This is a genomic window from Salipiger marinus (assembly GCF_035481585.1).
Lineage (GTDB): Bacteria > Pseudomonadota > Alphaproteobacteria > Rhodobacterales > Rhodobacteraceae > Salipiger > Salipiger marinus.
In genome coordinates this window covers 281,135-302,017 of the sequence record NZ_JAYKSL010000002.1, presented here as the reverse complement: position 1 = coordinate 302,017, position 20,883 = coordinate 281,135, and the positions used below count along the sequence as shown (strand labels likewise).

The 20,883-nt window shown below is 67.4% G+C and carries 17 protein-coding genes; 13 read left to right on the top strand and 4 right to left on the bottom strand.

Annotated features, from left to right (window positions below; all coding sequences use genetic code 11):
• Positions 1–12 precede the first annotated feature (12 nt).
• Together VK682_RS04590 and VK682_RS04585 are read left to right on the top strand one after the other, a co-directional pair.
• The gene (locus tag VK682_RS04590; RefSeq protein WP_324781510.1) at positions 13–927 is read left to right on the top strand and encodes a Gfo/Idh/MocA family protein; all 915 of its coding nucleotides are present in this window, start codon (positions 13–15) and stop codon (positions 925–927) included.
• A 35-nt stretch (positions 928–962) separates the two neighbouring features.
• The gene (locus VK682_RS04585; protein ID WP_230796282.1) at positions 963–2,333 is read left to right on the top strand and encodes an MmgE/PrpD family protein; all 1,371 of its coding nucleotides are present in this window, start codon (positions 963–965) and stop codon (positions 2,331–2,333) included.
• On the opposite strand, the gene VK682_RS04580 is transcribed toward VK682_RS04585, so the two are convergent.
• Complete coding sequence (locus VK682_RS04580) at positions 2,324–3,400, bottom strand: LacI family DNA-binding transcriptional regulator (protein WP_324781509.1); 1,077 nt, start codon at positions 3,398–3,400, stop codon at positions 2,324–2,326. The genes VK682_RS04585 and VK682_RS04580 overlap by 10 nt on opposite strands.
• 299 nt (positions 3,401–3,699) lie before the next feature.
• Here VK682_RS04580 and VK682_RS04575 point away from each other — a divergent pair, with 299 nt between their 5' ends.
• From VK682_RS04575 to VK682_RS04555, 5 genes are all read left to right on the top strand, one after another.
• Positions 3,700–5,397, top strand: a complete 1,698-nt coding sequence (locus VK682_RS04575; RefSeq protein ID WP_230796285.1) for a dihydroxy-acid dehydratase — start codon at positions 3,700–3,702, stop codon at positions 5,395–5,397.
• 163 nt (positions 5,398–5,560) lie between these two features.
• Positions 5,561–6,670, top strand: coding sequence for a Gfo/Idh/MocA family protein (locus VK682_RS04570; RefSeq protein ID WP_324781508.1), 1,110 nt, complete (start codon positions 5,561–5,563; stop codon positions 6,668–6,670).
• On the top strand, positions 6,657–8,405 hold the full coding sequence (locus VK682_RS04565; protein WP_324781507.1) for a GMC family oxidoreductase: 1,749 nt from the start codon (positions 6,657–6,659) through the stop codon (positions 8,403–8,405). Before VK682_RS04570 ends, VK682_RS04565 begins: the two co-directional genes overlap by 14 nt.
• A 37-nt stretch (positions 8,406–8,442) precedes the next feature.
• On the top strand, positions 8,443–9,933 hold the full coding sequence (locus VK682_RS04560; RefSeq protein ID WP_324781506.1) for an aldehyde dehydrogenase family protein: 1,491 nt from the start codon (positions 8,443–8,445) through the stop codon (positions 9,931–9,933).
• A 143-nt stretch (positions 9,934–10,076) separates the two neighbouring features.
• Positions 10,077–10,544, top strand: a complete 468-nt coding sequence (locus VK682_RS04555; RefSeq protein WP_324781505.1) for an adenine nucleotide alpha-hydrolase family protein — start codon at positions 10,077–10,079, stop codon at positions 10,542–10,544.
• Here the strand turns inward: VK682_RS04555 and VK682_RS04550 are convergent.
• Together VK682_RS04550 and VK682_RS04545 are read right to left on the bottom strand one after the other, a co-directional pair.
• On the bottom strand, positions 10,531–11,322 hold the full coding sequence (locus VK682_RS04550) for an enoyl-CoA hydratase/isomerase family protein (RefSeq protein ID WP_324781504.1): 792 nt from the start codon (positions 11,320–11,322) through the stop codon (positions 10,531–10,533). The genes VK682_RS04555 and VK682_RS04550 overlap by 14 nt on opposite strands.
• A 36-nt stretch (positions 11,323–11,358) precedes the next feature.
• Positions 11,359–12,294 (bottom strand): dihydrodipicolinate synthase family protein, encoded by a 936-nt coding sequence (locus tag VK682_RS04545; RefSeq protein WP_324781503.1) that lies wholly within the window; start codon positions 12,292–12,294, stop codon positions 11,359–11,361.
• Positions 12,295–12,599: 305 nt separating this feature from the next.
• Here VK682_RS04545 and VK682_RS04540 point away from each other — a divergent pair, with 305 nt between their 5' ends.
• The 6 genes from VK682_RS04540 to VK682_RS04515 are packed head-to-tail and all read left to right on the top strand — an operon-like array spanning position 12,600 to position 20,083.
• The gene (locus VK682_RS04540; protein WP_230796294.1) at positions 12,600–14,138 is read left to right on the top strand and encodes a CoA-transferase; all 1,539 of its coding nucleotides are present in this window, start codon (positions 12,600–12,602) and stop codon (positions 14,136–14,138) included.
• Between the two features lie 34 nt (positions 14,139–14,172).
• Positions 14,173–15,876 (top strand): ABC transporter permease, encoded by a 1,704-nt coding sequence (locus tag VK682_RS04535; protein WP_230796295.1) that lies wholly within the window; start codon positions 14,173–14,175, stop codon positions 15,874–15,876.
• Between the two features lie 25 nt (positions 15,877–15,901).
• A complete protein-coding gene (locus VK682_RS04530) occupies positions 15,902–16,918 on the top strand; it encodes an ABC transporter substrate-binding protein (protein WP_230796297.1) in 1,017 nt (338 codons plus the stop codon).
• A 5-nt stretch (positions 16,919–16,923) separates the two neighbouring features.
• Positions 16,924–18,063 carry an ABC transporter ATP-binding protein gene (locus tag VK682_RS04525; protein ID WP_230796299.1) on the top strand — a complete coding sequence of 380 codons (1,140 nt, stop codon included), beginning with the start codon at positions 16,924–16,926 and terminating at the stop codon, positions 18,061–18,063.
• 11 nt (positions 18,064–18,074) lie between these two features.
• Positions 18,075–19,151: a mandelate racemase/muconate lactonizing enzyme family protein gene (locus VK682_RS04520; protein ID WP_089844770.1), complete on the top strand. Its 1,077-nt coding sequence runs from the start codon at positions 18,075–18,077 to the stop codon at positions 19,149–19,151.
• A 23-nt stretch (positions 19,152–19,174) separates the two neighbouring features.
• The gene (locus tag VK682_RS04515; protein ID WP_230796300.1) at positions 19,175–20,083 is read left to right on the top strand and encodes a dihydrodipicolinate synthase family protein; all 909 of its coding nucleotides are present in this window, start codon (positions 19,175–19,177) and stop codon (positions 20,081–20,083) included.
• Here the strand turns inward: VK682_RS04515 and VK682_RS04510 are convergent.
• Positions 20,057–20,848 (bottom strand): IclR family transcriptional regulator, encoded by a 792-nt coding sequence (locus VK682_RS04510; RefSeq protein WP_230796301.1) that lies wholly within the window; start codon positions 20,846–20,848, stop codon positions 20,057–20,059. The genes VK682_RS04515 and VK682_RS04510 overlap by 27 nt on opposite strands.
• Between the last annotated feature and the right edge of the window lie 35 nt (positions 20,849–20,883).

The following is a 20,883-nucleotide window of genomic DNA, read 5'->3' as shown; positions in this document are numbered from 1 at the left end:
AGGACCACTGACATGACATTAAAAATCGGGGTATGCGGCACCGCCTTCTGGGCCGAACATGTCCACCTGCCCGGGCTGGCGGCCACCGATGGCATCGAGCTTGTCGGGCTCTGGGGCCGCAGCCCCGAGCCTGCGGCGCGTCTTGCGGACAAGACGGGCGTCACCGCCTTTCCCTCTTTCGAGGCGCTGCTCGACACTGTCGACGCGCTGAGCTTTGCCGTCCCGCCCGAGGTCCAGTCCCGTCTCGCCCCCTTGGCCATCGCGCGAGGGCGGCATGTGATCCTTGAAAAACCTCTGGGCGACAGCATCGACAGCGCGCTGGCCATCCGGCGGGCCATCACTGCGGCGGGGGTCACCGGCCTGTGCTTCCTGACCCGCATGTTCGTGCCCGAAATCGCCGCCTTTCTGGACCGGGCCCGCGCGCTTGACCCGCGCGAGGGCCGGGCCGAATTCCGCTCCAACGCGCTTGGCGCCGGGCCCTATGCCGCCTCGCCATGGCGGCAGGCGCAGTATGGCGCGCTGCTCGATGCCGCCCCGCACGGGATGTCGGTGCTGGTCTCGGCGCTTGGGCCCGTGCGCGAAGTGGCGGGACGCACGGAGCCGGACGGCGCCTTCACGCTGTCCTTCCGTCACGATGGCGGGCAAAGCTCCACGCTGCTGCTCAACCTCAGGGATGCCTCGGTGCAGCTTGCCGAAAGCTATCAGTTCCGCAATGGCACCAGCGTCGATCTGCCGGGCCTCAGCCATGACCGCAAGACGACCTTCGCCCGCGCCGCTGCAACGCTGCGCGACACCGTGGCGGGCCGCCCCGATGCCGGGGACACCCAGCTTGATCTGGCGCTGCATCTGGTCTGCGTCGCGGCTGCGGCGCAGCAGAGCCTTGAATCCGGCCGAGATTTTGTGCCGGTCGCCACGCCGCAGCCGTAGGCGGCGCAAACGCCCAGTCCTGAAAGGAAACTGACATGAACGAGCCGCAACATGGCCGGGCGCTGGCGCGCGCGGCGGTCGACTGGCGCCGCCGCGAGATCCCCGAAGAGGTCGCGCTGAAAACGCGGCTGCACATTCTCGACACGCTGGCGGCCATCGTCTCCGGCTCGGCGCTCGAAGCCGGGCGGGCCGGGCAGAGCTATGTGCGCGGATTGGGCGGGCCCGGGATCGCGACGGTGCTGGGCAGCGGCGACCGGGTGCCGCTGATCGAGGCGGCGCTGGCCAATGGCATGGCCGCCCATGCCGATGAATCCGACGATTCCCACGAAACCAGCCAGACCCATCCGGGCTGCGGGGTGGTGCCTGCGGCGCTGGCCGTGGCCGAGGCGACCGGGGCCAGCGGCGATGCGTTCATCCGCGCCGTCAGTCTGGGATACGAAATGAGCATCCGCTTCGGCGAAGCGATGGCGCCAGGGCTCAGCTTTGCGCGCTCGTCCCTGTCCTGCCATGCGTATGGGCCGCTCTTTGGCGCAGGGTTTGCCGCAGGCAGCCTGATGGAGTTTGACGAGACGCAGTTCCTGATCCTGCTCAACTATCTTGCACAGGAAGCCTCTGGCCTGACGACATGGCGGCTGGACCGCGCCCATACGCTGAAAAGCTATGTCTTTGCGGGCATGCCAGCCAGCAATGCCGTCAAGGTGGCGGCGCTGGTGAGGTCGGGCTTCACTGGCAGCGGCGATGTTCTTGACCCCGGCAACCGCAATTTCTTTGACGCGATGCCCTCCGGCATGGCGCCAGAGGCGCTGCAGCGCGGGCTTGGGCAGGTGTTTCGCATTCTGGAAACCGACATCAAGAAATACAGCGTCGGCTTTCCGATCGCCGCGCCGATTTCGGCGCTGGAAGAGATCATCGCCCGGCATGCCCCCGATCCCGAGGAGATCCGGCAGATCCGCATCCGCTACGATCCGGACTGGTACAAGGTCATCGGCGATGAAAACGGCATGCCCGACCTCAACCTGCGCTACTGCATGGCGGTGACGCTGCTGGACGGCGGCCTGAGCTTCGCCGCCTCCCATGACGAAGCGCGGATGCAGGAGGACACGGTGCAGCGGCTGGGGCAGCGCATCGATTTCCTGCCCTCCGAGCCCGGGCAGGACCGGTTCGAGGCGCGGATCGAGATCGAGACGCCACAGGCCACCCTTACCGCCCGCCAAGGGCTGCACGTGGCGGGCCGCAAGGAAAACCCCATGCGCCCCGACCAGATCGAGGCCAAGGCGGCAGAGCTTTTTGCCATGGTGCTGTCCGCGGACGAAGCCCGCCAATTGGTGACCCTGTGCCGCGACCTGTCACAGGCGCAGAACCTTGGCCCCCTGATCGCGGCGACGGTGCCCGCCGCTCAGCCCTGAGGGCCTGCGGGCGGTGCTGCGGTGGAGTTGCGGATGACAAGCTGCGCCTCCAGCCGCAGCGGCAGCTCGGCCTCGCCGCCATCCAGCACGAAGATGACGTGTTCGGCGATGGTGCGGCCCATTTCCGCCGCGGGCACATGCACGGTCGTCAGCGGCGGGTCCATATGCGAGGCCAGTTCGTTGTCATCAAAGCCCGAAATGCTCAGATCGCCCGGCACCGACAGGCCCGCCGCCTTGGCCTCGATCACCGCGCCCGTGGCCAGATAATCGTTGGTGCAGATGACGGCGGTGGGCCGCACGTCTTCTTCAAGGATGGCCTCCATCCCCTGCCGACCGCAGGCGATCGTCCAGTTCGGGACAACCTTGAAATGCTGCGGGCGCACCGCGATCCCTTCGGCGGCCAGCGTATCGCGGATGGCGTCGATGCGCAGGCGGATACGGTCGTTATGGTCGTGATTGGCGGCGATGATCCCGAAGGAGCGGTGCCCGAGCCCCAGCAGATAGCTCACCATCTTGCGCATCTCGTCATGGTTGTCGATGCCGATGCAGTTGGTATGCCCATAGGCCCCGGTCGTGTAGGCAATGACGTAGAAGATCTTGCGCTGCTCCAGCAGGGCGTAAAGCTCGGGCGGGTGATCTTCCCCCATCAGCACCATACATTCCACGCCGTTCTGGATCATCTTCGACAGCTGCACCGTGGTGCGCTCGCGCGAGGCGTCGGGCCGCCCCAGCAGCAGCGTATAGCCCGCATTTCCAAGCGTCTGCTGCAGCGATTCCAGCATGGTGGCGATGGTCTGGTGCCCCAGCGTCGGGATCAGCGCGCCCACCGTGCGCGTGCGCAGGCTGGCCAGCGCCTGCGCGGCGCCATGCGGAATCCAGCCCAGCTCGGCAATCGCTTTCTCCACCCGGAGCCGGGTCTTGGCCGACACCGCCTCGGGGGAATTGATGACCCGAGACGCGGTGGCGGTCGACACTTTGGCAAGGCGCGCGACATCCTCAAGCTTGACCGAAGACTGGACGGACCGCCGCACACGCGACCGTTTCGGGGCTGGGCTGCCATCGCTCATCACTGCTCTCCAAGTATCATGGTTCAGCCCTTTTACCGGCAAAGGCGGGGATGCGGAAGAATCCGATCACCCCCCGCCGGGATCGTGCCGGGATCCGGAGCGCTGCAGAAGGGCATAGGCAGATGATCCGACATCGGGCAAACTCCACACCGTGAGGCAGTCCTCGCGCCTTGGGTCAAAATACCCGCGATACCCGATGGACATGCAGGGATGAGTATCATAACGTGGCCCAAATTGTAAGCGCTTACTTAAGCGCCTGACCCAATGGGACCAGTGACATGAGCGACAGACCCAGAGGCATGCGAAAAGGGTTGGCGGGCTACGGCGACGCCGGTTTTTCGCTTTTCCTGCGCAAGGCCTTCATCAAGGCGATGGGATATTCCGATGATGCGCTCGACCGGCCGATCATCGGGATCACCAACACCTTTTCCGGCTTCAATGCCTGCCACCGCAACGTGCCGGACATGATCGAGGCGATCAAACGCGGCGTGATGCTGGCCGGGGGGCTGCCGGTCGAATTTCCGGTCATTTCCATGCACGAGGCCTTCACTCACCCCACCAGCATGTATGTGCGCAACCTGATGGCCATGGATGTGGAGGAGATGATCCGCGCCCAGCCCATGGATGCGGTGGTGCTGATCGGCGGCTGCGACAAGACCGTGCCTGCCCTGCTGATGGGGGCGGCCAGCGCCGACGTGCCCGCGATCCTGACCGTGACCGGCCCGATGATCACCGGCAGCCACAAGGGCGAACGTCTGGGTGCCTGCACCGACTGCCGCAGGCTCTGGGGCCAGCATCGCGCGGGCGAGATCGACGCCGCCGAGATCGAGGAGATCAGCGGCAAGCTCGCGCCCGGGCCCGGCACCTGCATGGTGATGGGCACCGCCAGCACCATGGCGCTGGTCAGCGAGGCCATGGGCATGATGCTGCCGGGCGGCGCCGCGATCCCCGCCGTTCACGCCGACCGGATGCGCCATGCCGAGGCGACCGGCGCGCGGGCCGTGGCCATCGCCGCCGAGGATCTGCGCCCGCGCCAGATCATGACCGAAGCCGCGATGCGCAACGCGCTGCGGGTGCTGCAGGCGGTGGGGGGCTCGACCAATGGCGTCGTGCATCTGGCAGCCATCGCGGGGCGGCTTGGCTTTGACCTCGATCTGGACGATCTGGACCGTCTGGGGGCGGAAACCCCCGTGCTTGTCGATCTGAAACCGTCGGGCCAGCATTATATGGAGGATCTGTTCCGGGCGGGCGGGCTTGTCACCGTCCTGCGCGAGATCGGCGACCTGATCGCGCGCGACTGCCTGACCGTGACCGGTCGCAGCCTTGGCGAAGAGATCGACGCGCAGCCCGCGTCCTGGTCGCAGGACACGGTGCGCCCGCTGTCCGACCCGATCCATTCCGGCGGCGGCATCCGCCTGCTGCGCGGCAATCTTGCCCCCAATGGCGCGATCATCAAACAGGCCGCCGCCACCCCTGCCCTGCTGCGCCATACCGGACGGGCGGTGGTCTTCACCTCGCTTGCGGACATGGCCGAACGTCTGGACGATCCCGATCTGGACGTGACCGCCGACGACGTGCTTGTGCTGCAGAACGCAGGGCCAAAGGGCGCGCCGGGCATGCCCGAGGCGGGATATATCCCGATCCCGCGCAAGCTCGCGGCGCAGGGCGTGCGCGACATGGTGCGGCTGTCCGATGCCCGGATGAGCGGCACCGCCTTCGGGGCCATCGTGCTGCACATCTCGCCCGAGGCGGCGGCGGGCGGCCCGCTGGGTCTGGTGCGCGACGGCGACCGGATCGCGCTGGATGTGGAGGCCGGAACCCTGTCCCTGCTTGTCGAGGAGGAGGAGCTGCGCACACGGCGCAAAAACTGGACCCCGCCCGCGCATGTCCATGCCGAACGCGGCTATGCCAAGCTTTATTTCGACGAGGTGCTTCAGGCCGAGGATGGCTGCGATTTCAACTTCCTGCGCGCCGTGCCGCGCAAGCCCGAGGCCTGAGGGACCGGGATGGCCGCCGCAATCCCGACCCTGCGCCCCGCGTGCCGCGACCGTGCCCAACCGGCGCGGCCGCTGCCCCGTCAGACCCCGTGCTGCGGGGTCCGGTTTGATCGCTATGAAAGCGCTTCCAGAAAGGCAGGGCCCCGCGTGAAGGACAAAGCACATGACATCTGAGCCCGCCATGGCAAAGCCCCGGCTGCGGGTCGGGATCGTCGGATGCGGCTGGGTCGCGGGCAGCCAGATGACGCGCGGCTTTGACCTGCTGACCGACCGGTTCGAGGTGATCGCCTGCTGCGATTCCCAAGAGGGCCGCGCCAAAGACTTCGCCGCACGCCATGACATCGCCACAGCAACCGCCGGTTTTGACGAGATGCTGCGCGATGACCGGATCGACGTGCTCAGCATCTGCACCCCGCCCTCGCTGCATCATGGCATGACCCTCGCCGGGCTCGCGGCGGGCAAGCATGTGATCTGCGAAAAACCCTTTACCAGCTCGCTGCGCCTGATGGACGAGGTGATCGCGGCGGAGGCAGAGGCCGCCACCCGCGTCATGCCGATCTTTCAGTATCGCTTCGCCGACGGCATCACGCGGGTGCGCCATCTGATCCGGTCCGGACTGGGCGGGCGGGCCTATCTGTCTTCGGTCGAAACGGCATGGCAGCGCGGCGCCGAGTATTACGCCGTTCCATGGCGCGGCAAGTTCGCGACCGAACTGGGCGGCGTGCTGCTGACACAGGCGATCCACATCCACGATCTGTTCATGTGGCTGATGGGCGACGTGGCCGAGGTGCAGGGGTTCAAGACCACCCGCGTCAACCCGATCGAGGTTGAAGATTGCGCCGTGGCCAGCCTGCGCATGGCCGACGGGTCCCTTGCCGCGCTGGCCGCCACGCTGGGATCGGCCCGTCCCGCGACGCGGCTGCGGCTCTGTTTCGAGCATTTCGTCATCGAACGGCAGTGCTACGGTGCAGAGGCGCCGCGGCCCGGTGACGATCCGTGGCTCGTAACCGCCCGCACGCCCGAGCTTCAGCCCGAAATCGACCGCGTGCTGAGCGAGGCGCCTCTTGGCCTTCCCGATTTTGCGGGCCAGTTTGCCGATTTTGCCGAAGCGCTGGAGCAGGACCGCCCCTTTACCGTCACGCTCGACGACGCGCGCCGCTCGCTCGACCTGATCACCGCGCTGTTCCATTCGGCGGAAACCGGCGACAGGGTCCATCTGCCGATCGGTCAGGATCACGTCAGATACGGGGGCTGGGTCGATGGCGCCGCATGACATGACCCCCGGTCCGGAGGATACGGTCCATGACATCCTCATCGTCGGCGGCGGAACGGCGGGCTGCGTGCTCGCCAACCGCCTCTCCGCCGATGCCCGGCTGAAAGTGCTGGTGATCGAGGCGGGCGAGGACACCCCGCCCGGACGGGTGCAGCCGCCCATCCTCGACAGTTTTGCCGGGCTTGCCTATCTCAATTCCCGTTTTCTCTGGAACGACCTCAAGGCGTCGACCGATGTCGGCGGCAGTGCTCCGGGCGCGCCGCCCGCCCGGCTGCGCAAATATGAACAGGCGCGGGTGCTGGGCGGCGGGTCGGCCATCAACGGCCAACTCGCCAATCGCGGCGCCCCGCATGATTACGACGAATGGCAGGCTCTGGGGGCCAGCGGCTGGTGCTGGGACACGGTGCTGCCCTATTTCCGCAAGCTCGAACGCGACGTGGATTTTGACGGGCCGCTGCACGGGCAGGACGGGCCCATTCCCATTTCGCGCATCGGCGAGGATCTGTGGCCCGGCCACGCGCGGGCCATGGCGCGCGCCTTCGCGCAGGCAGGGTTCGATGCCGTCGACGACCAGAACGGCGACTTTGTCGATGGCTATTTCCCGGTCGCCATCTCCAACCTTTATGACCGGCGGGTGTCGACCGCCATCGGCTATCTGGGATACCGGGTGCGCGCCCGGCCCAACCTGACCCTGAAGACCGACACCCATGTCACGCGGCTGCTGATGCAGGGCCGGCGCTGCATCGGCGTGATGGCGCAGGGGCCCGACGGCGTCGAGCGGCGGCATCTGGCGCAGGAGGTCATCCTTGCCAGCGGCGCGCTGCATTCGCCTGCGCATCTGCTGCGCGCCGGGATCGGACCCGCCGAAGACCTGCGCCGCCTCGGGATCGAGGTGGTGGCGGACCGTCCCGGCGTGGGTCGGCGGCTGATGGACCACCCGTCGGTCGCCGTCGCAAGCTTCATCGCGCCCGAGGCCCGCATCAATGGCGTCACCCGCCGCCACCTGATGCTGGGGCTGCGGTTTTCCTCTGGCATGGGCGATGCGCCGCAGGGCGACATGGCGGCCTCCATCGCCTCCAAATCGGCATGGCACGATGTGGGCAGCCAGCTTGCCACCGTGAACATCTGGGTCAACAAGACCTATTCCGAAAGCGGCTCCGTCAGCCTGCGCGATGCCGACTGGCGCAGCGAGCCGCGGGTCGATTTCGACCTGATGTCGGACCGGCGCGATCTGGACCGGATGAAAGCCGCCTATCGCCGCCTTGCCGCCATCGTGCTGAGCGACGAGATGCAGGGCGTGGTCAGCGACACCTTCCCCGCCTCCTACAGCGACAAGGTGCGGCAGGTGGCGGCGCTGACGCTGCGCAACAAGGTTCTGACCGGGCTTCTGGCGCGGCTGCTGGACGGTCCCGCGCCGCTGCGCCGCCTGCTGTTCCGCGCCCTCATCGTCGAAGGCGACCCGATCGACGTGCTGATGGCCGATGATGCCGCGCTCGAAGGCTTCATCCGGCGCGCGGCGGTCGGGGTCTGGCATGCCTCCTGCTCCTGCCGCATGGGGGCCGAAGACGATCCGCTGGCCGTCACGGCGCCCGACGGGCGGGTCTATGGCGTGGATGGCCTGCGGGTCGTGGATGCCTCGATCTTTCCGATGATCCCCAGCGGCAACACCAACCTTCCCACCATCATGGTCGCCGAGCGCATCAGCGACCTCATTCTGGCCGCACGCCGCGCGTGACCGGCCGGACCGAGCCCCGACCCCGAAAGGATCCGGCATGGAACATTCGACAGGCCCCGGCCCTCTGAAACTTCCGCAGGCACCGCGCGAATATGCGGCGCTGATCGACGGCGCGTTCATCCCCGCCTCCGACCGCGAGACGATCGCGCGCGACAACCCCGCCCATAACCACCCGGTCAGCCTTTATCCCAAGGCCACGCAGGAGGATCTGCGCCGCGCCCTGTCCGCCGCGCGCCGCTCCTTTGATGCGGGGGTCTGGGCCGGGCGCTCCGGCGCCGAGCGCGCCCGCATCCTGCTGCGCGTGGCCGACCTGATCGAACGGCACCGCACGGAACTGCGCGAGATCGAATGTCTGGAGGTCGGCAAGCCCATCGGCCTTGTCGACCGCGAGATCGGCGGCGCCATCGCGCATTGGGAATACGCCGCCACCATGGCCCGCCACTGCTACGGCGACAGCTACGACACCTTCGGCGACCAGTCGCTGGGCTTCGTCATGCGCTATCCGGTGGGCGTGGTCAGCATGATCACCCCGTGGAACTATCCGCTGATGATCAACAGCCAGAAACTGCCCTTCGCGCTGGCGGTCGGCTGTTCGGCGGTGGTCAAACCCAGCGAACTGACCTCCGGCTCGGCGCTGCGGCTTGGCGAGCTGCTGATGGAGGCGGGCCTGCCTGCGGGCGTGGTCAACATCATCGCCGGAACCGGGCTCGATCTTGGCGAGGGGCTCTGCACCGCGCCCGAGGTCGACATGGTCTCCTTCACCGGCTCGACCGCCGTGGGGCGCAAGATCGCGGCTCTGGCGGGGCAGCATCTGAAAAAGGTCTCGCTCGAACTGGGCGGGAAAAGCGCGCAGATCGTCTGTGCCGATGCCGATCTGGCCACGGCGGCGGAAAAGGTCGCCCTTGGCGCGACGCGAAATGCCGGGCAGGCCTGCGTCGGCGGCACCCGCCTTCTGGTGGAACGCCCCATTGCGGAAAGCTTCCTGCAGCAGGTCAAGGATCACATGGCCACGCTGAAGATCGGCGATCCGCTGGATGCCGCGACAACGATGGGGCCGCTGGTCAGCGCGACGCAGAAAGCCCGGGTCGAGGAGTATCTTGCCGCAGGCGACCGCGACGGCGCGCAGCGCTGGACCCTCGAGACGCCCGGCCTGTCCCTGCCGGGGCATTTCGTGGCACCCACCATCTTCACCGGGGTCGATAGCGCCATGAGCATCGCGCAGGAGGAGATCTTTGGTCCGGTGCTCTGCGTGCAGCCCTTTGACGGCTTTCACGACGCGGTCGCGCTGGCCAACAGCACGCGCTACGGTCTGGCCGCCGGGATCTGGACCCGCGACATCAGCAAGGCGATGCAGTTCGCCCGCCATGTCGCGGCGGGCAATATCGAGGTGAACACCTTCCTTGCAGGGGTGCCGGAACTGCCCATCGTCGGCCATCGCGACAGCGGGCTTGGATCCGAACGGGGGCGCAACGCGGTGCAGGAATTCACCGAACTCAAGACCTTCAAGCTGCAGCTGGACCCGGTCTGACCCGCCCTGCCCCGCGCCGGACCTCTGGCGCGGGATCGCTGACGGGGACATGCCATGACGCTGGCCCATATTGCCGCCGACTGCACCGATGCGCGGATCTTTCACGCGCTCTCGCCCGCCGTGCCGCCCGCGCGACAGAGCGGGTGCGCGCCCATGCACGGCGGCACGGCTGGGCGCTGACCGAGATTGATGCCGGAGAACTTTCGGACCCGCGCTATCTGCGCAACCCGCTGGACCGCTGCTATTTCTGCAAGAGCACTCTTTATGACCGCATCGCCCGGCTGACCGACCGCAGCATCGCCTCTGGCGCCAATCTGGATGATCTGGGCGATGTCCGCCCCGGGGCTTCTGGCAGCGGGGGCGCGACAGGTGATCTGCAATTTGTCAACGAGATGGAAGAGGCGCTGAGCAGGCTGGCGCCCCGCCTGCAGACCCTGCGCTACCGGATCCTGAAGGCAGGCGTGTGGATCGAGATTGACGATCTGTCAGACCCGGCGCTGCCGCAGATCCGCGCCCTTGCCGCCGCGAGGGCGGCAGCGGCGGGGCGCCGCTTTGCCGGGGTTTCCCGCTACCGCCGCGGCGCCGCCTTTGTCTCGCCTAGCGCCCCCTGAAGACGGGCGGGCGCTTTTCGGTGAAGGCGGTCATGCCCTCCTGCCGGTCCTCGGTCATGCTGTTGCGCCAGATGGCGTCGCGTTCAAAGGCGATGCCGTTCTGCAGCGTGGCGCCAACCGCGGTGCGGATGCAGGCCTTGGTATAACGCACGGCAACAGGCGCGCGGGCCGCGATCACCTCCGCAATCTCGATGGCGCGGGCGAGCGTTGCCTCGGGCTTGCAGATCTCGACGACCAGACCCAGCTGATGGGCGCGCTGCACGTCGATCGGATCGCCGGTGAACAGCATGTAGGACGCCACGTTCTGCCCGATCTTGCGCGGCAGCCGCTGCGTGCCGCCATCGCCCGCCATGCCCCCGATCTTGACCTCGGGCTGGCCGAACTGGGCCGTCTCTCCCGCGATGATGAAATCGCAGACCATGGCCAGTTCCGACCCGGCGCCAAAGGCGATGCCGTTGACGGCGGCGATCATCGGCGTGTCGCAGGTTTCCATCGCGCGCCACGCCGCCACCCGCCGGGGGTTGTTCGAGGTGGCGGGCGGGCCAAAGGTCACCATTTCCTTGATGTCCGCGCCTGCCGCAAAGATCGTGTCGGTGCCGGTCAGCACGATGCAGCGCACATCGTCGTCGCGGTCCAGATCCACGATCAGCCGCCCCAGCTCGATCACCATCGAGCTGTGCAGCGCGTTCTTCTTTTCCGGGCGCGTGATGCGGATCACCGCCACATGCGCGGCGGGCCGTTCCAGCACGATCTTGTCGCTATGGTCTTCCGGGGTCATGACAGTCTCCTCGTTCGGCAATGGGGGTGTCCGGTGTCAGCCCTGCGGCAGGTAGCCGGCCTGATCGAGCCCGTGCCGCGCGAAGAGCGCGTCAATCCCGCGGCGGTCGGCCTCCGAGATGCGGGTCTGCGGCGCGCGGGTGGCATCGCAGGGGATGACCCCCTGCTTCATCAGCACGTATTTCATGCGGGGGCGATAATCGCGCAGCGGGTTCGACCAGCACAGGCGCGCGATCGGCCCCAGTTCGTTCCAGATTTCATAGGCTTCGGTGGCTTTGCCCGCAGCGGCGAACTGCTGCATCCGGACGAGCTCGGCGGTGAAGGCCCCCGCCAGCCCGATCAGCGCGCCTTCGCAGCCCATCAGCATCGCCTCCAGCACGAACGTGTCGTTGCCGGTCAGCACTGCGACGCGGCCCTCGGTCTCGCGCGCCTCCTCGACGATCTCCCATGTCCGGTCGATGTCAAAGGCGGCATCCTTGATCGCCACCACCCCGCCCAGATCGGCCAGCGCCCGGATCGTGCCGACAGGGTAGCCGGCATTGGCGGTCTGAAAGGCGATGATCGGCACATCAACCGCCTCCACCACGGCGGCGTGGTACTCCGCCACCACCGAAACCGGCAGCGGCTTCGACATGAAGGTGGGCAGCGGCGGAAAGACCACCAGCCCCTCGGCCCCCGCATCGACCAGCCTGCGCGCATGGTCGACCGCCCCGGCGGTGTGCCCGGCGATCAGCCCCGACACCAGCGGCACCTGCCCCGCCAGAACCTTGCGGCTGCGCTGCAGCGTCTCCACCTGCTCGGCATGCGACATCGCGGTGGCTTCGGCGGCGGCCATGTTCAGGGCCAGCGCGCTGATGCCCGACCCCGCCATCTGCGCCACGTAACGGTCAAGCGTCGTCCAGTCGATCGCGCCATTTTCCTGAAAGGGCATGATCGGGGCCGGAATCACTCCGGATTGCAGGGCATGTGTCATGGCAGGATCTCGTTTGCTTCCGGGCTGCGGGTTTCCTTGCTCTTGCCACAGACGGGTCGGAAAGGAAACTATAAATGTAAGCCCTTACAAAATTTCAGGGCTTTTGATGTGCTTTTCCAGAACGGCGCAGAGTGGCTTATGAGCCAGAATATATGAAGTTATCTTGGGAAATATCGCGCACTAGGCGTCATCTCGGAAGATATGGGCGCGCACCATCCCGACAGGCTGTCAAAAACGCCGCTTGTCAATGATAGCGCTTTCACCTAGCCTCGAGTCCAAAGAACGGATCAGACGGGAGGATCTTCGTGCAGGTCATAAGCAGTCAGCAGGCCGCAGAGCTTGTGCCGGATGGCGCCACGATCGCCGTGTCCGGCGGCGGATATCGCGTGGTTCCGGAATCGCTGATCACCGCCGTTGCAGACCGTTTTGCCGCATGCGGCACGCCCCGAGGCCTGACCGTCATCACGGTCGCGATGATCGAACGCGGGCGCGGCGGCAAGGGGGGGGCCTCCAGCGGGCTGAACCGGCTCGCGCGCGAAGGGCTGATGAAGCGTGTCATCACCTCCAGCTTCAGCCGTGCCTCGTCCAACGAACTGAACATGCTGATCGGCGCCAACAAGACCGAGGCCTACAACATCCCGATGGGCACGCTGGTGCAGCTGCTGCGGGCCACGTCCGCAGGGCGCAGGGGCTTTGCCACGCCGGTCGGGATCGGCACGTTCGTCGACCCCCGGCAGGGCGGCGGCAAGGTCAATGCCGCAACACGGGAGGAGATCTGCCGCCTCACCTCGCTGGAGGGCGAGGAGATGATCTATTACCCGCGCCTGCCCGTCGATGTCGCGCTGATCAAGGCCAGCGCCGCCGATGCGCGCGGCAACCTTTACTATGACCGCGAAGCCTTCGACCACGGCACGATAGAACTTGCGCTTGCCGCGTTCCAGTCGGGCGGCAAGGTCATCGCCGAGGTCAACCGCCTTGTCGAGACCGGCGAGATCCACCCCCGGATGGGGCGCATTCCCGGGCGGCTGGTGCATGGCGTGGTGGTGCAGCCCGGGGACTGGGAAGATGAACAGGATCCGGTGCTGACCGGCGCCGCCCGCGCCGACCTGCCCGCCCCTGCCGCGCGCAACCTGCCGCGCGACGTGATCGCGCGTATCGCGGTCAGCCGCCTGCCCAAGGGCGCGATGGTCAATCTGGGCGCGGGCCTGCCGATGTACGAGGTGCCGGAACAGGCCCGGGGCATGGGCCGCGACGACATCTATTTCACCGTGGAACAGGGGCCGTTCGGCGGCTGGCCCAAGGTCGGCGGCGTGTCGCGCAACCCGGAAATCATCCTCGACCAGAACGAGGTGTTCCAGTTCTACGAAGGCGGCGGACCGGACGTGTCGATCCTGTCCTTCGGCGAGGTCGACGCGCAGGGCAACATCAATGTCAGCCGGTTTTCCGGAATGCTTCCCGGCTGCGGCGGCTTCGTCAACATCGTGCACGGGGTCCGCAGCCTGATGTTCTGCGGCACGCTGACCACCGGCGGGCTGGAGGAATCCCACGGCCCCGACGGGCTGCACATCACGACCGAGGGCCGCATCCGCCGCTTTGTCGAGGCGGTCGAACAGATCACCTTCAACGCGCAGCGCGGCATCGCCGAGGGCAAGCAGGCCAGCATCATCACCGATCGCGGCATTTTCGACGTGCGGCCGGGCGGGCTCTGCCTGACCCAGATCGTGCCGGGGGTCGATCTGCGCCGGGATCTGCTTGACCGGATCCCGTTCCGGGTCGAGGTGGCCGCCGATCTCGCCACCCTTCCCGCCGAGCTTCTGACCCCGTCTTGGGCCAGCCCCGCATGAGCCCCGGCGGCGATCTTCCACGGGGCGCCCGGCCATGACCGGCGCGCGCGGCATGGGGGCAGGAGGCTGGTCGCGCGCCGTCGCGGCCACGATGGCCGCCCTGCTGGCCGTGCTGATCGTCGCCCCGGTCGGTGCAATCTTTCTGTCCAGCTTTTATGACGGCGGGCTGTCGCTGTCGGCCTATAGCGACTTCCTCACCGACCGCCGGATGCTGGCCGCCACGCTCAACAGTCTGGCCGTGGCCACGGGGATTGCCGCGCTCAGTGTCCTTGTCGGCGTGCCGCTGGCCTTCGGCGTGGCCCGGACGCGGATGTGGTTCCGGGGGCTGGTCTCCGCCGCGATGATCCTGTCGCTGATCAGCCCGGAATTCCTGCTGGCGATGGGCTACATCCTGATGGCGGGGCCGAATGCCGGTTACGCCAATCAGGCGCTGCGCGCGGTCTTTGACCTTTCGGCGACCAGCGGGCCGTTCGACATCTTCTCGCTGTGGGGGCTGATCTTTACCGCCCTGCCCAATGGCGTCGCCTTCGTCTTTCTTGCGCTGGTTCCGGCACTGGCGAACATGGACCCGGCGCTGGAAGACGCGGCACGGCTCAAGGGCGCAAGCCCGCTCAGGGCGGTGATCGACGTGACCCTGCCGCTGATGCGACCGGCGATCCTTGCGGGCGCGCTGCTGGCCTTCGCCACCTCGCTCGCGATGTATGGCGCGCCGGAAATGCTGGGCATCGACGTGCTGACCGTCGCCATCCGGGAGGCGCTGCTTGGCCTCGAATTCTCCACCGCCTCCGTCGCCTCGGTGACGCTGGTGGCGCTGTCGGCGCTGGCGCTTGGCCTGCAGCGCGCGCTGCTGCGCCATGGCGACCGCTACCGCGTGCTGGGGGGCAAGTCCTTCGCGGCGCGGCGGCTTGATCTGGGGGCGGCCACGCATCTGCTCAGCGCGCTGGCCTTTCTTTACGTCATGGTGGCGCTGATCCTGCCCTATGGCACGATGATCGCGGTCAGCGCGATGAAAAGCATCGGCAACGGCTTCAGCGCTGGCAACTGGACCCTGCAGAACTTCGTGGTGGTGCTGGGCGATCCGTCGATCCGGCAGGCGGTCTGGCTCAGCTTCTGGCTGGCGGCGGTCACCGCGACGGTGGTGATCGTGATCGGGGTGCTGACCGCCTATGTCATCCTGCGCACCCGGCTGCGCGCGCGCAGCCTGCTGGATTACGCCTCCATCCTGCCCTTGGCCGTGCCGGGCACCGCGATCGGCTTTGCGCTGATCGTCATCTACCTGAACTGGCCGGGCAACCTCACGGGCTTCTATGGCACGGCGATGATCCTGCTTGTCGCCTATCTCGCGCGGTTCATTCCCATCGGCGTGCGCAACGGGCAAAGCGGCCTGCTGCAGATCGCGCCCGAACTGGAGGAAGCGGCGCGGGTGTCCGGATCGACGGAATTTGGCGCGCTGATGCGCATCACCATCCCGCTCATGCTGCCGATGCTGGTCTATACATGGCTGCTGGTGTTCATCCTCGCGATCCCGGAACTCAGCGCCTCGATCATCCTGCGCGGCTTTGGCACCCAGACCGTCGCCACCTCGCTGCTCAGCGTGTGGAACGGCAATGGCGGGCTGGCGGTCGCCTGCGCCTATGGCGTGTGCATCTTCGCCGTGGTGTCGGCGCTGTTCCTGCTTGCCGCTCTGGTCGGGCGCAGATCGCCCGCCATCCGCAAGAGCATCTTCGGAGGAGGCTGAAAAGCCAATAAAGGGAGGAAGACCTATGACCATGACCAGACCCGTGGCGCTTGCCATTGCCGGAGCCCTGATGGCCACGCAGGCCGCACAGGCACAGGACGGCGCATTGAGGATCTATTCGGCCTATCCGGACGAACACATGCAGGCCCTGATCGAAGGCTTCGGCAAGGCGCATCCCGATGTGGATGTGCAGGTGTCGGTCCAGCCCGGGGAACAGCTGCTGTCAACGCTGGAACTGGAACTGCGCGCCGGGCGACCTCAGGCCGATCTGGTCGGCCTCAATCAGGCCTCGATCGCAGCGCTGCAGCAGGCCCATCAGGCCTTTGCCACCTACGCGCCTGCGGAGCTTGACGCAGTGCGCGCAGAAGTGCGCGATCCCTCCGGCACCTCGGTGCCTGCCTGCGTGAACCTCTATCTGCTGCAATACAACACCAACGCCATCTCCGAAGAGGACAGGCCCTCAAGCTGGAACGATCTTCTGGATCCGCGCTGGAAAAGCCAGATCGCGCTGGCTGATCCTGCCAGTTCGCAGTCGGTGCATTCCTTCATCTGGTTCATCTCCGAATACCTGCCAAGCCAGCAGGACGGCAGCTTCGGCTGGGAGTATTTCGAAAAGCTCGCGCAGAACGATCCCCGGCTTGAACGCTCGCATGGCACGATCCGCGACATGACCGCCAGCGGCGAGCGACCGCTGGCCGTCCAGCTTCTGGCCAACGGCCAGACCTCGGCCAATCGCGGCGATCCCACCAGCCTCGTCTGGCCCGAAGAGGGATCGCCGGGCGAGATCTCGTCCTTTGCGATGTTCGAAAACGCGGCGAACCCGGAAGCGGCGCGGGCATGGCTCGATTTCATCGTCTCGGCAGAGGCGCAGGCGATGATGCCAGCGGCCCTTGGCTGCGCGCCGGTGCGCAACGATGTCGATTACCGCTTTCCGGACGGCACGGCGGTTGGGGACGTGACCATCGTACCCGTCGATACGGACTTCATCGCCGCCGAGCGCGACAGCCAGATCGACAGGTTCAACGCCGCGTTCGGGCGCTGAGCCTCATGACAGACCACGCCGCCCCCGGCCCCCGGCCCGGCAGCCCCCGACAGGCGCAGGATCTGCGCCTGTCGGACGTGCGCAAGTCCTACGGGGCCTTCACCGCCGTGCACGGGATCGACATCGACGTCGCGGCGGGCAGCCTCGTGTCGCTGATCGGGCCAAGCGGCTGCGGCAAGACCACCACGCTGCGCATGATCGCGGGGCTGGAACCGCTCAGTTCGGGCCGCGTCACCTCGGGCGCGGTGGTGCTGTCCGACGGGGCGCTGTCGGTGCCGCCGGAACGGCGCGACATGGGGATGGTGTTCCAGACCTATGCGCTCTGGCCGCATCTGCGCGTGGCCGACAATGTCGGCTACGGCCTGCGCCGCCGGGGCATGAACCGGACGGAGGTCGCCGAACGGGTGCGGCAGGTGCTGGCCATCGTCGGGATGGAGCATCTGGCCGACCGTTATCCCGGCCAGCTTTCCGGCGGCCAGCAGCAGCGCGTTGCCCTCGCCCGTGCCGTCGCCTCGCAGCCGCGCATCCTGCTTTTCGACGAGCCGCTCAGCAACCTTGACGCGGTGCTGCGCGAACAGATGCGCTTTGAAATCCGCAGGCTGCAGCAGGAACTTGGCATCACCAGCGTCTATGTCACCCACAGTCAGGACGAGGCGCTGGCGCTGTCCGACCGCATCGTGGTGATGGAAAGCGGGCGGGTGGTGCAGTCCGGCACACCGACCGAGATTTATGACAGGCCGCGCAACGCCTTTGTCGCGGGCTTCATCGGGCTTACCAACATCCTCGACCTGTCCGGCGCCTCCCTGAAGGGCGGCGGGCTGACCGGCAGCTATCACGGCACCCCGGTGATGGCGGCGGCAGGCGCGCTTGACCGCGCGGGCGGCGCGACGCGCCGGATTTCGGTCCGGCCCACCGACATCCGCATCGCAGGCCCCGACGCGCCCGCCAAGGCCGGGGTCAACCGCCTGCCCGGCACCGTCGCCTCCACCGTCTTCACCGGCGGGCTTGTCGACACCTTCGTGGCCCCCGATGCCGATCCGCTGGCCCTGATCCGCGTCCAGTCGGCGCCCCCGGCCCCCGCCGGTCAGGGCATGCGGGTCACGCTTGAATTTGATCCGGCGCGCAGCGTCGCCCTGGAAGACTGACGGAGAAAGACATGACGATACGCGCGACACAAAGCTGGATCCTGCGCTTTCCCTCCAACCGGCTGGCCGCCGAACGCAGCGACGAATTTTTCGAGCTGATCGGCGTCACGGTCCGTGACGACAGCGGCGAAGAGGGCACCGGCTGGACCTTCACCTCCGACTATGGCGGCGGGGAAGCGGTGCGCGCGCTGCTCGACACCGTGCTGCTGGACCGTCTCATCGGGCGCGAGGCCGACGAGGTGGAGGTGCTCAATGACGAGCTGTTCCACCGCACCCATCGCCTTGGTCACGGCATCGCCTCCATGGCAATCTCGGCCATCGACGTGGCGCTGTGGGATCTGCGGGCGCGCCAGCGCGGCGTCTCGCTGGCCTTCATGCTGGGGCAGCGCCGCGCCAGCGTGCCCTCCTATGGCAGCGGCAAGGCCAGCCCCTCGCTGCCGCTCGACGATCTGGTGCGCAGTTCGGCAGAGTATGTCGCGGCGGGCTTCGACGCAGTGAAGATCCGCGTGGGCCGCCAGCCCGATCAGGACATCGCGCGCGTGCGCGCCGTGCGCGAGGCCATCGGCCCCGGCCCGCGCATCCTCTGCGATGCCAACGAACGGCTGTCGCTGCCCGCCGCGCTGTGGCTCGGGCGGCAGCTTGGCGATCTGGACATCTACTGGTTCGAGGAGCCGATCCTGTCTCAGGACATCGAAGGCTACCGGCGGCTGCGCGCGCAGCTGCCCATGGCCGTGGCCTCGGGCGAGCATTTCCATTCCCGCCGCGACTTTGCCCCCTTCGTGACGGCGGGCGCGCTGGACGTGCTGCAGCCGGATCTGTGCTTTGTCGGCGGCTTCACCGAAGCGCTCAAGATCGGCGAGATGGCCGACATGTTCGGCCTCGCCGTGGCGCCGCATTTCATGACCGTGCTGCACATCCATCTTGCGGCGGCGCTGCCGCGCGCGACCTATGTCGAATATTACCCCTTCATGGACGACCTGATGGAGCACGGGCTGGAGCTGCGCGATGGCCAGATCCTCGTGCCCGACCGCCCCGGCCATGGCGTGACCTTCACGCCCGCCGCTTGGGACAGATACCTCGTCCGCTGACCCCCCGATCCGGAGATTTCCTTATGGCCAAGACCCCCGTCCTGCATGTTCCCCTCATCACCCCGCTGGCCCCTGACGGCAGCCTCGACGCAGGATCCCTTGCGCGCCTCGCGCGGCAGGTGCTGGATGACGGCGCGGCGGGTGTCGTTCTCTTCGGCACGCTGGGGGAGGCGCAGTCCTTTTCCGCAGCCGAACGCAAGGCCGGGCTTGATGCGCTGCTTTCGGGCGGCGTGGCGCCGGAGCGGATCATGGTCGGCATCGGTGCTGCGGCCCTGACAGACGTCACGGATCTGTCGCACCATGCCGCCGCCGCAGGCTGCCTGCGCCAGCTTCTGCTGCCGCCTTTCCTGTTCAAGGGCGTGTCCGAGGAGGGGCTGTTCCGCTTCATCGCCGCCGTGATCGAGGGGGCGAACGATGCGGGCCTGCGGCTCACGCTTTACGACATTCCGGGGCTTGTCGGCGTGCCGATCGCGCAGCCGGTGATCTTCCGGCTGATCGACCGCTTCGGCCCGGTCATCGCCGGGCTCAAGGACAGCGTGCCGGACTGGGCCCATGTCGAAGCGAGCCTGAATAGCTTTCCCGATCTCGACATCTTCGTGGGCAACGAGATCTTCCTGCCGCAGGCGCTGGCGCTTGGCGGGGCGGGCGCGATCTCGGGGCTGGGCAATCTCGCCACGGCAGAGATGGCGGCGCTGCTGCGGCCCGGTCTGGCAGAGGATGACCCGGATTTCGACGCGATGTGCGCGCTCTATCACCGGATCAGCCGCCATCCGGTTGTTCCGGCGGTCAAGGCGCTGACCGCGCGCGCCCGCAACGATGCGGCACTGGCCCATGTCCGCCCGCCGCTGGTCGGGTTCGATCTGGACGCCGCGCCCGACATCCTTGAGGCCGCCGAGGCGTTCCTGTCACGCCCGCTCCGCCAGCCCGGCTGAGCCGGGCGCGTCGGGCCGGTAACCCAGATGCAGCGAGATGGCCTGCGCGTGATGGCGCACCAGATCGGCATAAACCGCGATACGCTCCGGCGTGAACCGGTCGGCGCGGCCACTGACGCTGATCGCGGCAAAGACGCGGCCGGACATGTCGCGGATCGGGGCGCCGACACAGCGCGTGCCGGTCTGCAGTTCCTCGTCATCCACCGCATAGCCCTGCCCCCGGATCGTCTCCAGCTCGGCCAGGAGCCGCGCCGGATCGGTGATCGTGTTCGGCGCGATGCGGGGCAGCCCCCGCGCAAGGAACCGCTCGATCGCAGCGCCGGACTGATAGGCCAGCGCCGCCTTGCCGGAGGCGGTGGCATGGCCGGGCGAAGATTCCAGCACGACCACGGTATTGACCCGCCCATCCCCCGGATCGGTGCGGTTGATGACGGTCGAATTCTGCCCGTCAAACACCGACAGATGCACCGTCTCGCCGCTGGCCCGCGTCAGGCTTTCGACCGAGGCGCTGGCCTCGCGGTGCAGATCCATATTGGCCAGAACCGTGGTGCCCAGCTCGAAAAGCTTCATGCCAAGCCGGTACTGGTCGCGGTCGCGGTCCTGATCGACCAGCCCAAGATCGCGCAGGGTGCGCAGGATGCGGTGCACCGTGCCGCGCGGTATGTCGGTGCGCGTGGCGATCTGCGCCGCCGTCAGCTTGCGGTCCAGCGTCGAAAAACAGTCAAGGATCGTCGCCGCCTTCACGAGGCTCTTGAGATTGTCCATCCGTCACATGCCGCCAAGGTCAGTCCCGCTCACAA

Bases quoted from the DNA above. Each gene is read 5' to 3' on its own strand.
- VK682_RS04560 (WP_324781506.1), top strand. From the start codon at position 8,443: ATGGAACATTCGACAGGCCCCGGCCCTCTGAAACTTCCGCAGGCACCG.
- VK682_RS04575 (WP_230796285.1), top strand. From the start codon at position 3,700: ATGCGAAAAGGGTTGGCGGGCTACGGCGACGCCGGTTTTTCGCTTTTC.
- VK682_RS04570 (WP_324781508.1), top strand. From the start codon at position 5,561: ATGACATCTGAGCCCGCCATGGCAAAGCCCCGGCTGCGGGTCGGGATC.
- VK682_RS04590 (WP_324781510.1), top strand. From the start codon at position 13: ATGACATTAAAAATCGGGGTATGCGGCACCGCCTTCTGGGCCGAACAT.
- VK682_RS04520 (WP_089844770.1), top strand. From the start codon at position 18,075: ATGACGATACGCGCGACACAAAGCTGGATCCTGCGCTTTCCCTCCAAC.
- VK682_RS04530 (WP_230796297.1), top strand. From the start codon at position 15,902: ATGACCATGACCAGACCCGTGGCGCTTGCCATTGCCGGAGCCCTGATG.
- VK682_RS04535 (WP_230796295.1), top strand. From the start codon at position 14,173: ATGACCGGCGCGCGCGGCATGGGGGCAGGAGGCTGGTCGCGCGCCGTC.
- VK682_RS04515 (WP_230796300.1), top strand. From the start codon at position 19,175: ATGGCCAAGACCCCCGTCCTGCATGTTCCCCTCATCACCCCGCTGGCC.
- VK682_RS04550 (WP_324781504.1), bottom strand. From the start codon at position 11,322: ATGACCCCGGAAGACCATAGCGACAAGATCGTGCTGGAACGGCCCGCC.
- VK682_RS04545 (WP_324781503.1), bottom strand. From the start codon at position 12,294: ATGACACATGCCCTGCAATCCGGAGTGATTCCGGCCCCGATCATGCCC.
- VK682_RS04580 (WP_324781509.1), bottom strand. From the start codon at position 3,400: ATGAGCGATGGCAGCCCAGCCCCGAAACGGTCGCGTGTGCGGCGGTCC.
- VK682_RS04525 (WP_230796299.1), top strand. From the start codon at position 16,924: ATGACAGACCACGCCGCCCCCGGCCCCCGGCCCGGCAGCCCCCGACAG.
- VK682_RS04510 (WP_230796301.1), bottom strand. From the start codon at position 20,848: ATGGACAATCTCAAGAGCCTCGTGAAGGCGGCGACGATCCTTGACTGT.
- VK682_RS04565 (WP_324781507.1), top strand. From the start codon at position 6,657: ATGGCGCCGCATGACATGACCCCCGGTCCGGAGGATACGGTCCATGAC.
- VK682_RS04585 (WP_230796282.1), top strand. From the start codon at position 963: ATGAACGAGCCGCAACATGGCCGGGCGCTGGCGCGCGCGGCGGTCGAC.